The sequence below is a fragment of the Corallococcus interemptor genome (genome assembly GCF_003668875.1).
Classification (GTDB): domain Bacteria; phylum Myxococcota; class Myxococcia; order Myxococcales; family Myxococcaceae; genus Corallococcus; species Corallococcus interemptor.
In genome coordinates, this window is the sequence record NZ_RAWM01000022.1 from 79,859 (window position 1) to 91,577 (window position 11,719).

The 11,719-nt window shown below is 69.4% G+C and carries 7 protein-coding genes; 2 read left to right on the plus strand and 5 right to left on the minus strand.

What is annotated here, in order from left to right; translation table 11 throughout:
- Positions 1-44: 44 nt before the first annotated feature.
- Together D7X96_RS11310 and D7X96_RS11315 are read right to left on the minus strand one after the other, a co-directional pair.
- Complete coding sequence (locus D7X96_RS11310) at positions 45-2,870, minus strand: right-handed parallel beta-helix repeat-containing protein (protein WP_158626572.1); 2,826 nt, start codon at positions 2,868-2,870, stop codon at positions 45-47.
- Between the two features lie 363 nt (positions 2,871-3,233).
- Positions 3,234-4,928, minus strand: coding sequence for a ligand-binding sensor domain-containing protein (locus D7X96_RS11315; RefSeq protein WP_121769695.1), 1,695 nt, complete (start codon positions 4,926-4,928; stop codon positions 3,234-3,236).
- A 217-nt stretch (positions 4,929-5,145) separates the two neighbouring features.
- On the opposite strand from D7X96_RS11315, the gene D7X96_RS11320 reads away from it, so the two are divergent.
- A complete protein-coding gene (locus D7X96_RS11320) occupies positions 5,146-5,844 on the plus strand; it encodes a class I SAM-dependent methyltransferase (RefSeq protein WP_120549398.1) in 699 nt (232 codons plus the stop codon).
- A 6-nt stretch (positions 5,845-5,850) separates the two neighbouring features.
- Here the strand turns inward: D7X96_RS11320 and D7X96_RS11325 are convergent, their stop codons facing one another.
- Together D7X96_RS11325 and D7X96_RS11330 are read right to left on the minus strand one after the other, a co-directional pair.
- Positions 5,851-6,564 (minus strand): response regulator transcription factor, encoded by a 714-nt coding sequence (locus D7X96_RS11325; RefSeq protein ID WP_120549397.1) that lies wholly within the window; start codon positions 6,562-6,564, stop codon positions 5,851-5,853.
- Entirely contained in the window at positions 6,561-8,090 is a 1,530-nt protein-coding gene (locus D7X96_RS11330) for a sensor histidine kinase (protein ID WP_120549396.1), read from the minus strand. The genes D7X96_RS11325 and D7X96_RS11330 overlap by 4 nt, the downstream gene beginning before the upstream one ends.
- Positions 8,091-8,348: 258 nt before the next feature.
- Between D7X96_RS11330 and D7X96_RS11335 the strand changes: the two genes are divergently transcribed.
- The gene (locus D7X96_RS11335) at positions 8,349-10,385 is read left to right on the plus strand and encodes a c-type cytochrome (RefSeq protein ID WP_120549395.1); all 2,037 of its coding nucleotides are present in this window, start codon (positions 8,349-8,351) and stop codon (positions 10,383-10,385) included.
- A 71-nt stretch (positions 10,386-10,456) separates the two neighbouring features.
- Here the strand turns inward: D7X96_RS11335 and D7X96_RS40410 are convergent, their stop codons facing one another.
- Entirely contained in the window at positions 10,457-11,377 is a 921-nt protein-coding gene (locus D7X96_RS40410) for a hypothetical protein (RefSeq protein ID WP_208647298.1), read from the minus strand.
- Between the last annotated feature and the right edge of the window lie 342 nt (positions 11,378-11,719).

An 11,719-nucleotide genomic window follows, 5' to 3' on the forward strand; every position in this document is an offset into this window, starting at 1 on the left:
CGTTCTCCTCGGAGGCTGAGAAGAACGGCCGTGAAGTGAGGGCGCTAATCCCCCGGGTACTTCACGATCCACGCATCGTCCGGGCCGCCCTGGCTGGGCATGAAGATGTCGCCGAACGTCGAGCCGACCATCACAGGGTCACCATGCACGTCGACGGCGACTCCCATGCCGGTGGTGTAGGGCCCTCCTGGTTCGCCCACGTGGGGCTGCCAGACACGGATTCCGGCGGAATCGAACTTCCAGAGTGACATCCAGTTTCCCGCGCTTCCGGACGCATAGATATGGCCATCTGGCGCGACCGCGACGGACCAGATGGTTGCGTTGGTGAACCCCTGCTCATGCCATTCGCGAGTCCACTGCAGGGTTCCGCTCGCGCCGTCGAACTTGAGCAGCAAGGGGCGGTAGGACTCCGAAAAGGGGGTCGTCCAGCCGCCGACGTACACGTTGCCGGCACCATCGACCGCCACGCTCTTGGCGGCGACGTTCAAGTAGGTGGGACTGGGCTTGTTCCAGCGTGCTTCCCAGACCAACGTTCCATCCAGGGCGTAGCGTGCCAGGTAGATTTCACTGATGCCCCCTCCCGACGAGCCTCCGTTGCCGTGGCCCACCACGAAGATGGATTGGTGCACGGCGCTGTAGGCGATGCCCGTGAGCTCGTCCCATCCGCTGCCGCCAGTCTGGCGGGTCCAGGCGACAGTGCCATCCGCATGGAGCCGGGCCAGGTAGTAGTCAGGAGGGCCGTAGGTTGGCTGCGTCACCCGGGTGCTTCCTGCCGCGTAGAGGTCGGTGCCGTCCGAGGTGATGCTGGCGAAGGACTCGCTCGCCGTCGTTCCAAGCTGGGACTTCCAGATCCGATTCCCGTTCTTGTCGTACTTGACGACGTAGGCATCACCGCCACCCGCCGGAGGCGCGCCAATATTGCCGCCAGCGGAGCCCGCGATGAACACGTTGTCGAGCGCATCAACGGTGATGCCATTCGCGGACTCCGAGGAACTGGTCCCCATCTGCCGCGTCCATCCCTGGCCCCCCGTGACTGAATAGCGGCCGACCACCGCGTCCCATCCCCCGGAGTTGGTGAAGCCGAAGTCGCCATCGCTTTCGCCGGCATAAAAGATGTCGCCCACGCTGTTGGTCGTCACCGCGAAGAGGCGATCCGTAACGGGCGTGCCACGCTGTATGCCCCAGAGGGGGGAGGGCGTCGCGCTCGTTGCACAGTCGCTCTCCACCGCACCCCGGTCAGGCTGGCTCAGGCTGCCACACCGGCGTGAGACGTTGGTCGTATCCGGAAGGGCGGTGTCGATGCCCGCGGAACCGGGCTTGAGCCGCAGGTCTCCCGCGAGGCCATTGCGGAAGGAGGGATTCCCTTCGGCGCTGGCCGTGGGCCCGGTCCCCGCGTGATCGAAGCTTGTCTGCGCCTTCCACTGGGCGAACGTCAGTCCCGCCGTGCCATCCAGCCGGAACTTCGCACCGGTGGAATGATAGAAGAGGTTGTTCTCGCTCTGGAACACACCCGCGACGAATGCAGGCTGGAAGAAGAGCGTGCCGCCCGTTCGTGTGGTCCGGGTAAAGGGCGCCTCTGTGTCCGCCGGGTCGAAGTAGGCCAGTCCGTCGACCTCCGAGACAATGTTGTTCCAGATGCGGATGTCGCGTGCATCTTCCCACCCTGCTCCGTTGGAGGAGGGATGGACCTGGATGCCACTGTGCGGAAGCTTGTGGAGGGTGTTGTGATAAATCTCCACGTTCGCAGCGCGGTAGACAGTGATTCCATCGCCGCAGTTGAACTTCTTCTGCTGCCTGGGCCAGGTCACCACCTGGTTCTGGTTCATGTTGTGGATCTGATTGCGGCGGATGACGATGTCTGACGCGCCCGGCAGGTCAAAACGGCCGAGTTCAATGCCAATGCCGCTGTCGAAGATGGTCGCATCCTCGATGCGCACCCGCGTCGCGCCATAATGCACGATGACGGCGGCGCCTCCGCAAATGGGCGTGTTGTCGTGCCACTCCTCGGCTGCATAGAGATTGTAGAAGCGGTTGGCTCCCGTGATGAGCACGTCATTGCAGGACTTGATGTCCACGGCGTTCTCCATGTTGTCGTGGAAGTCATTGCCCTCAATGGTGATGTGCCGGGGGTTCAGAGCGACGTTCGGGCCTCCGCCGGGGAGCGGGTCCTCCTGCTCGGATCCCTGGCACTGGACGCTGTCGCCCGAGTTGTCGAAGCTGTAGTTCTTCAGGACGTGGATGTGATGGGACGCGCGGCTGATGGTGACGCCGTTGCCGTCCGCACGCACGACTTCCACCCTGCCGTCAGAACGGGTCACCGTGTCCGTGCCCAGGTTCTTGGACAGGGTGTTGCCTTCAATCGTGACGTGGGACCCCTGGAGCACGGAGACGCCGGCCTTCTGGCATCGCTCGATGATGGAGTCCTGAACCGCGATGTGGTCCGAGTAGGAGATGTAGATGCCGGCGTAGTCTTGATCCTGGCAGTCCACGATCAGGTTCTTGAGGATCCAATAGCTGGCATTGCCAAAGCTGAAGGGGCGCTTGCCTCCGTAAGGGATGATTCTTGCCTTGTGCTGGTACGAATCGACGCCGATGACGCGACGGGGAGTGGTGGCCGTACCGGTCAGGTCGACGTAGTTGAAGGTACCCTCGTAGGGCGTCGGGCTGCCGTGGACATACAGAATGTAGCCTGCGGGCAGCTTGCCCATCGCGTAACGGAGCGTCTTGCAAGGATGGGTTGAAACGGGGCCGCAATCCGTGGTGTCCGCGCCCTCATGCGAGACGTGGTGCGAGCCCAAGGCGGGCGCTGAGAGGAAATCCTTGTCAGGCAGTTCGACCTGGAAGTCCAGCAGCGCGGCCTTGGAAGACATCAGGCGCTCTGGGGACGGAGCACCGTCCGATGGGCCACCGCAAGCCGCGGTCCAAAGGACGCTGCAAAGGGCCAGGACGGCGAGTGGCGAGTGGGTGAGAGGCGCGAGTGGGGGGTGGATTCGTGGCATGCGGTGCGACCGCGATCAGGCACTTGGGAACGCTTCATGCGAACTCATTCCTGACCGCGATTGAGTCGATGACGGAGCCACGGGAATTTCCTGGCGGTGACAAGGCGACCAGGGTCTGGTGGATTGTCGTCTGTCTTTCAGTAGAGATGGTGGACTGCTGACTGGTGAAAAGAAGAGCGGCCACCCTGGGGTCAGGGCAGCCGCTCGGTCGTGATCAGGCGTGTCTGCTATTGCTCAGTCGCCGTCGTAGATGCCGATGGCACCCGGAGTGACAGGGCCCTTCACCGGTTCAATGGGCGTGAAGGCCACGAGCATGCGGCGGCGGGCACCGGAGTTGTCCACCTGGATGTCCGGGATGCGCATGCCGGAGAGCTGCTGGCCGAAGAGCGAGTAGCTGTACTTCGTGACGCCCCCGCCCACGCGGCTGATGCCGCCGCCCCAGGCGGCTCCCGCCCAGGCGCTGTTGTCCAGGGGATCCACCGCGACGCTGGACACGTGAGGGGCGATGAGGTCGTTCTTGAGGCTGCGAACCACGTTCCCATCACTGTCGAGCTGGACGAGCCCATTGGCGAAGGAACTCACCCACACGCGGTTGGTTCCGTCGGGGACAAGCGCCATTCCGGAGACGAGGTCGTCCGTACGCTCCTCGGGACGGGAGTATGGCCAATCCTGTTCACCCACCTTGTCGGGCCAGATGTCGCGGCGGTTCCACGTGTACTCCGACCGCTCCGTCATCTCCTGGGCCGTCCAGAAGTCGTTGCCGTTGGAGCCGTAGTAGTACTTGGTGGAGCGGTTCGCGCCTCCCACCCAGACGTCGTGGTTCGGAAGCGGCGCAAGGCCCCAATAGGCATCGGTGAGCAGCGCGCCACGCACCTCGTACTTGCTGTAGTCGGTGCCGTACTGCGCCCTGTCACGAGTGGGGTTCACGTAGATGGAGGCGTTGAAGGCCGGGTGACTGTGCTCCTGGACCCCCGAGCACGCGAGCTGCCCGTTGCACGTGGGATTCCCCTGGAAGCTTGCGTCACCGCGCGCGAAGCCGTGGTTTGCGCCGAACCAGACATGTCCGTTGTGGGGATCCTCTCTGGTGGGTTGCGGATCATAAGCAATGCGCCAGACGGTGCAGAGTTTCTCGCGACCGGGTGGCTCATCCTTGACGACTTTGGGACCCGAAGAGATGTCGTAGTGGACGACTTTCAGCGTCCCATCCGCGCGCAGTTCGACACGGTCCGCATCGCCGCTCTTGTAGACGCTGGCGTCCGCGGGCCGGCCGGCATGACGGGCGGTGTCCCATTCGCTTTCGCAGTCCGCGATTCCCGGCGGTGGCGGCTTGCCCGCGTAGCCGACGAAGACCGCGCCATCCCAGGCGCCTGCCACGGAGATGACCTTCAGGTAGGGCGTGCCCGGCGGCGCGCTGCCGTCCGGCATGTAGCCGTAGGGGCGCAGGCCATCCGCCATCGTGAACTTCCGGAAGGTGCTCTCTCCCTTCTTCAGGAGGAACAGGCCCTCTTCGCCGCCCGCGACCCAGACGTTGCCGCCTTCATCCGCGGTCACGCCGTAGACGAAGCGAGGACCGCCCTGCTCGCGGCCGTAGAAGGTCCATCCCGGGATGGACGGCGGCGTGTACGTCGTCTCTCCGGGATCCGTGGTGCCCGCGTCCGTCCCCGCATCCGTCCCAGTGCCCGCGTCCGTGGTGCCGGTGCCCGCATCGACCGTCCCCGTGCCCGCGTCCGTGGTGCCCGTGCCCGCGTCGGGGACCTGCGTGCCCGCGTCCACCTCACCCGTGCCGGCGTCCGGCAGCCGCGGGTCCTCGTCCACGGGGGTGACTGGCACCTCCACCCGGGTCGTGTCCTTGTCGTCCCCTCCGCAGCCCGTCCACCCCAGCGCTCCCGCCAGGAGGAGCGCCCCCGTCCACCGCCACCCGTGCTTCATATTGACGTCCACCTCACACTGGTCCGGGGAAGGTCCCCCGGCGCGAAGCCATTGTTCGCGCCCATCAAGGCAAGGAGGGTGCCAGCCCCTTAAGGCCGCCAACCGTCGGAACACGGGCAGTGCGCGCCGGCCGAGCGATACCGGGTGGGCAACCCTTTACCCACGGTGTGAACGCGGGAGTCCCGAAGCGGCCCCCAACCGTGCTAGGGCCTGGGCAATGGCAGGGAACGACGCACGCGGCCGCACCCCGCTGTCCCTCGTGGGACAGGAGCCGGACCTCGTCTTCTACACACGGCAGGCGGCCGAGCACGGCGGACCCGTGCTCGTGCTGGGCGCCGCCAATGGCCGGGTGCCCTGGGCGCTCGCGGGCCATGGCTTCTCCACCGTGGGTGTGGACCCCTCGGAGGCGATGATCCGCTCCGCCGAGGAGCGCCGCGCCTCCGAATCCCCGGACGTCTCCGCGCGCACGCGCCTCATCGCCACGGACCCCCGCGCGCTGCGGCTGGAGGAGCAGTTCCCCCTGGTGCTCGCCCCACAGCACGCGCTGGGCCTCATGTCCGGCCCTGATGACCTGGAGGCGTTCCTCGCCACCGTGCGCCACCACCTGGCCCCCGGCGGCACCTTCATCTACGACGTGCTCAACGCCCCGCGCGAACCCGTGCTGCCGCGCGACGACGACGAGCCCGGCGCCGCCGTGGAGCCCCGCCGCCCCCTCTTCGCCCTGCACCTGCGCGAGCGGCGCCCCGCGGGCGGCCAGAGCCCCATCCGCCGCCTCAAGCTGAAGCACTTCCTGCCGGAGGAGCTGGAGAACGCCCTCATCGCCAGCGGCCTCACCCTGCGCGAGCGCTACGGCCGCTTCGACGGCAAGCCCTTCGACCTGGAGGACCTGCGCCAGATTGGCGTCGCCGGAGCGTGAGCGCCGCTACCGCTCGAAGCGGTAGCCCAGGCCGCGCACCGTGAGGAAGTGCCGGGGCGCTTCCGGGTCGGCCTCGAACTTCAGCCGCAGCTGGCGCATGAAGTTGTCCACCGTGCGCGCGCTGCCCTCGTAGTGGTAGCCCCACGCGCCGGACAGCAGCTCCTCGCGGGTGAAGGTGCGGCCCGGGTGGGCCAGGAAGTGCGCCAGCAGCTTGAACTCCTGCGCCGTCAGCTCCACCGGCTGCCCGTCGCGCGCCACCGTGCGCTGGGACAGGTCCACCTTCACGTCCCCGAACGTCACCGGCGGCGGCGTGGTGCCCGTGGCCCCGAACCGGCGGCGCAGCACCGCCTTGATGCGCGCGAGCAGCTCCTGCAACCCGAAGGGCTTCACCACGTAGTCATCCGCGCCCAGGTTGAGGCCCAGGATCTTGTCCGACTCCTGGCCCCGCGCGGACAGCACCACCACGGGCGTGTCCCGGCCGCGCTGGCGCAGCTCGCGGATGACCTCGTAGCCGTTCAGCTCCGGCAGCATCAGGTCCAGCACCAGCAGGTCCGGCGCCTCGTCCAGCGCCTTGGCCAGGCCGGTGCGGCCGTCCTGGGCCTGGAGCACTTCGTAGCCCTCGAAGCGCAGGTTCATGGACACGCCGGTGAGGATGGACAGGTCGTCCTCCACCACCAGGATGCGCTGGGGCTTTTCGTCTGAAGGAACGGACGTGCTCATTCGCGGGTCACCGGAAGCTGGAGGGTGAAGCAGCTGCCCTGGCCGGGCTCGCTCTTCACGGTGATGCGGCCGCCGTGCGCGTCCACGATGCGCTTGCTGATGGCGAGCCCCAGGCCGCTGCCCTCCGTCTTGCGCGTGAGCAGGTTGTCCACCCGGTAGAAGCGCTCGAAGATGCGCTTGCGGTCCTTCCTGGCGATTCCCACCCCGTTGTCCTCCACCGACAGGTTCACGTATCCGCCGTCTCTCTGTGCCCGGAGGGCGATTCTGCGGTTCGTGGGCCCACTGTACTTGTAGGCATTCTGCAACAGGTTGAGCAGCGCGCCCGCCACCGCGACCCGGTCCACCTCCACGTGCGGCAGGTTGTCGTCCACCTTCACGGTGAACTCCATGCCGTCGCCGTGACGCTGCGTGCGGAAGGCCGCCACCGCCACGTCCACCACGTTCGTCACCGGCAGGGACTCGCGCTGGTACACCTTGCGGCCGCTCTCGATGCGCGCCCAGTCCAGCACCCGCTCGATGAGGTCCGACAGGCGCTCGGTCTCCTTCGTGAGCAGGTCCAGCACCTCCTGCTGCTGCGCCGGGTCCTTGAGCCGGCCCAGGGCCAGCGTCTCGATGAACATCCGGATGGAGGTGAGCGGCGTGCGCAGTTCATGGCTCACCAGCGACACGAAGTCCGTCTTCATGCGTGACAGGCGCGCCTCGCGGTAGAGCACGCGCGCCGTGTAGCCCACGCCGAAGGTGAGCGTCAGGTAGAACAGGCCCAGGAGCACGCCGTACACGACGCGGTTGCGCGTGGACGCGCTCGCCACCGGGTCCTCGCCCAGGGGCAGCACCACCAGGCGGAAGTCCTGCAGGGGCGCGGACAGCACCCGCTCCGCGAGCACCGGCGGCCCCAGCGCGTTCTGCCGCGCCTGCGCCACCTCCGACATCAGCCGGTTGACGATGCCGCCCTCGCTGGACGCGTCGCGAGGCACGGGCAACAGCGTGAAGCGCACCGGCTCCGACGTGGCCCGGCCCTGCGCCTTGTCCGACAGGAGCGCGTCCAGCGCGATGTTCGACAGCCGCACGCCCCGCACCGTGGCGCCCTGGCGCTCCGCGGCCACCATCACGGTGCGGCCGTTGGTGGCGAGCGAGAAGACGGTGGGCACCGTGGGCAGCGAGGCGGCCTCCGGCACCAGCGCCGCCAGGGCCTCCGCCAGCTGCGGGTCCTTCGTGCGGACCAGGCCGTTCTCCACGTGGAAGGTGCCTTCGGGGTCGGACAGCTCCTGCTCGTCCGGCAGGACGAACGCCAGCCGGTCCCCCCACTGCTCCAGCCGTCCGCTGCTGAGCGCGCGCGGCACCTCCGCGGACAGGTCCGCCAGCGTCCCCCGCCACGCGGCCTCCAGGCGCTTCTCCACGGCGGCGCGCTCGTTGATGATGGCCACGACGCCGAAGCCGGACAGGCCGGCCGAGGGCAGCACGACCAGCAGGATGAGCAGCGCGAACGTACGCCGGAAGCTGAGGATGACGGGCGCGGGTCGGGACACGGCTCCTGAGTGTCTACACGCGACCGGGGCCGGGTGCTCGCGGCTTTTGGGGGAGGGGGGACTCTTCCCGACATTGTCCGGAGCCACACGGCGGGTGGAGAAGGCGTCGACTTCCGGTGGCCGGCTGGGCGAGCATGCGGCTCCCGGGAAGGCGTGTGAGCAGGGCCGGCACGCTTCCGGACAGGCCGTGGGGCATGCGCGCGGGGTGGGGCTGGAGGAACGCGCGCGAGTCTCCCGCGGGAGGGGATGGCATTTCCGATGCGACGGCAGGGATGGGCCGCGCTGTGCGCGGTGACGACGCTGGTGCTGTCGGGTTGCAAGGAGCGCGAGGTGGCGGGCACCTGGAGCAACGCCTCCGGGTCCGTGGCGCTCAGCCGGGATGACTCGCTGCTCTACGTGGTGGACGCGGACAACGGCATCCTCGCCGTGGTGGACACCGCGCGCCGGGAGAAGGTGTCCGAGGTGCGGGTGGGCCCGCGTCCGGAGCGCGTGACGGTGGGCCCGGACGACACCGTGTACGTGACGAACCGGGGCGGCAGGAGCGTGTCCGTCATCCGCAAGGGCGACGCGGTGGAGGCCGCGCGCATCCCGGTGGGCGTGGAGCCCACGGGGCTCGCGGTGTCGCCGGATGGGCGCACGCTGTACGTGGTGAACAGCGCCACGCGGGAGTCCGCCGCGCGGGGCAGCCTCACCGCCATCGACACGGACACGCTCACGGCGCGCTGGGAGCTGCCGCTGGGCGAGGAGCCGCGCGGCATCGCGCTCCTGGAGGACGGCCGCAAGGCGGCGGTGTCCCTGTTCCGGCAGGGCGACGTGGTGACGGTGGACCTGTCGGACGGGAACAAGCCCCGGGTGATGCGCGGCGGCACGGACCTGCTCGCGAAGGCGAACCGGCCGTCGTCCTTCACGTCCGGCGGGGGCTCCTCGTCGTTCGATGAGCCGCCGTCCGTGGACACGGGCCCGCGCACCTTCCGGTCGCGCGGCATGGTGGACCTCTTGAGCACGCCGGACGGCCGGCGCCTCTTCGCGCCGGTGCTGTGGTCGCGCGAGGATCCGCTGGGCGGGCCCGTGGATGGCCGCGGCCCCGACACGGGGGACTCCATGTACGGCGGCGGGACGCCGTGCGGCGCGGCGGCGGGTGGCGGCGTGGTGGCCGCGGGGCTCGTCACCTTCGACGCGGAGGATGAAGCGCCCCGGCCGGTGGTGGACGACCTGGACGAGTGCAGGCCGCCGCCGGAGGAGAAGCCGGACTACCCCACGTCGCTCATCGCGAGCCCCGCGTTCGACGCGCCCCTGCAGGGGCCTTCGGCGGCGGTGGTGGACCCCACGGGCGCGTGGCTGTTCCTGGTGAACCAGGACTCGAACAACGTGGCCATCCTGCCCTCGTGGCGCCGCTCCGGTTCGGACCTGCTGAACGAGGCGAGCCCGGTGCGGCAGCTGATTGCCGTGGGGGCGGGCCCCAACGGCATCGCGATGACGCGCGATGGGCGCAAGGCGTACGTCTACAACGCGTTCGACCACACGGTCACCACGCTGGGGTCCAGCGGCAACGAGTGGGGCGACATCCGCGAGGAGGGCGAGCGCCTGGTCATCGCGGGCGACACGCTGTCGCCCATGGCGGCGGAGGGCCGGCGGCTGTTCTTCAGCGCGGTGGACCGGCGGATGACCAGCCCGGCGGTGGCGGTGTCCTGTGCGTCGTGCCACCTGGAGGGCCGCGAGGACGGCCACGTGTGGGGCTTCCCGGACGGCCCGCGCCAGACGCCCAGCCTGGCCGGGCGCATGACGACGGCGACGGCGCCCTTCCACTGGAGTGGCGAGTTCTCCGCGCTGGGGGACTTCATGAGCGCCACGGTGAAGGACCGCATGGGCGGCCAGGAGCTGAACGAGGACACGGTGGCGAAGCTGGGCGCGTTCATCGACGCCATCCCCGCGCCGGACAACGCGTTCCGGGGCGAGCCGCTGACGGAGTCGCAGGCGCGAGGCGCGGCCCTCTTCACGCAGGCGAAGTGCGACACGTGTCACACGGGCGCTGCGCTCACGGACAACCGCAACGTGGACGTGGGCACGTTCGTGCGCACGGGCGAATTGCAGGACGCGGTGGCGGTCATCAAGGCGGGGCTCAACACGCCGTCGCTGCTGGGCGTGGGCCGCACCGCGCCGTACCTGCATGACGGCAGCGCGCCCACGCTCAAGGCCCGCTTGATGAACGGCCGTGAGTCGAACCAGCACGGCATGACCGCGCAGCTGTCCGACGCGGACATGGACGACCTGGTCGCGTACCTGGAGACGCTGTAGCCCGTGACTGGCGGGGGGCCTGGGTGCACGGGGAGCTGGTGGCCGGATCCAGAAGAGGCCGGCCTCGCGGGTCACTGACCGTCGGATCCCGAGGCCGGTGCCGCCGGCTCGGACTGCGAGGGTGTCGCGGGTGGCGGCGCCGGAGTCGACGGCTTCGGCGTCTCGGGCGCGGGCGGTGTCGCGGCAGGCACCGTCGCAGGCGGTGTGGCTGCCGGCGGCTTCTGCGTCACCGGTGCGGGTGCGGTCGGCGCGGGCTTCTGCACGGGCCTCTGCGGAGCCGGCACGACGGGACGAGGGGAGGGGACCACCGGTGGCGGCGTCACGGCGCGCGTTCCCGACGGCGCGGAGAGCGTGGCCGTCGTCCCCGCTCGCGGCGTGGTGAGGCTGTCCAGCGGCTCCAGCGGCGCATCCAGCAGCAGGCTGTCCCCCGCGTCGGCCGGAGGCTCCGTGCCCGCGTCCGCTTCCACCACGCCGTGATGCGACGTCACCGCGAGACGGGCCACGTCCAGCGCGCGGTCCGGGTCATCCCCCAGCCAGGTCACGATGACGACGCACGGCGTGTCGTCATCCCACGTCACCACCTGCGTCATGCCCTGCACGGGATTGCGGCGCGCGGCGGCCTTGCCCAGCGCCGGGACCTCCTCGCCGCCCGCGTTCAACGTGGGTGCGAGCAGCGCGCGGACATCCGCGTTCGCGTAGCTCGGCTGGCAGTCATACGCCACCGACACGGACACGTCCGCCTGCGCCGCCGGACGCAGCGAGCACACCGGCCCGCACGTGGGACACGCGCGGTCCTCCTTCATCGTGAAGCCGTTCAGCGTGAGGTCGCGCAGGTCCGCCGGCAGCAGCTCCTCGCACGAGGGCAGCGCCAGCGGAGACTGCCGCCCCGGCAGTCCGGTGGCCCCCGCGTCCGACGCCTCCGTGCCCGCACCGGGCCTGCTGCACGCGCCCAGGGCGAGCGCCATCAGCAGTGCACCCCGTCCGAACCTCATCCCGTTGGCTCTCCTCACCGACGCCATGCGCGCGGGCGCGGATGGTAGACCGTGCCCGGCCCCCGTCATCAGCATTGTGGCGCGGCTGCCGCTTTCCGGACGCGACCGGATGGCGGGGGAGTGGGCAGGCTTTGCCTCGTTCAGCGCCAGGGCGTGGGCTAGGCTGGCTGCCTTCCTCCATGCGCCTCCCCGGTCTCCTCAGCCTGTCGCTCCTGGCCCTGGCGCCCGCCGTCCCCGCCGGGGCCCAGACGCCGCCTCCCCGGAGCGCGACCCCTGACGAGTCCTGGAGCGAACCCGGCAAGCCCGCGCCCCCGGCCGGGCCCGCCGGGGAGACCCCGGTCC

Bases quoted from the DNA above. Each gene is read 5' to 3' on its own strand.
- D7X96_RS11315 (WP_121769695.1), bottom strand. From the start codon at position 4,928: ATGAAGCACGGGTGGCGGTGGACGGGGGCGCTCCTCCTGGCGGGAGCG.
- D7X96_RS11320 (WP_120549398.1), top strand. From the start codon at position 5,146: ATGGCAGGGAACGACGCACGCGGCCGCACCCCGCTGTCCCTCGTGGGA.
- D7X96_RS11310 (WP_158626572.1), bottom strand. From the start codon at position 2,870: ATGTCTTCCAAGGCCGCGCTGCTGGACTTCCAGGTCGAACTGCCTGAC.
- D7X96_RS40410 (WP_208647298.1), bottom strand. From the start codon at position 11,377: ATGAGGTTCGGACGGGGTGCACTGCTGATGGCGCTCGCCCTGGGCGCG.
- D7X96_RS11335 (WP_120549395.1), top strand. From the start codon at position 8,349: ATGCGACGGCAGGGATGGGCCGCGCTGTGCGCGGTGACGACGCTGGTG.
- D7X96_RS11325 (WP_120549397.1), bottom strand. From the start codon at position 6,564: ATGAGCACGTCCGTTCCTTCAGACGAAAAGCCCCAGCGCATCCTGGTG.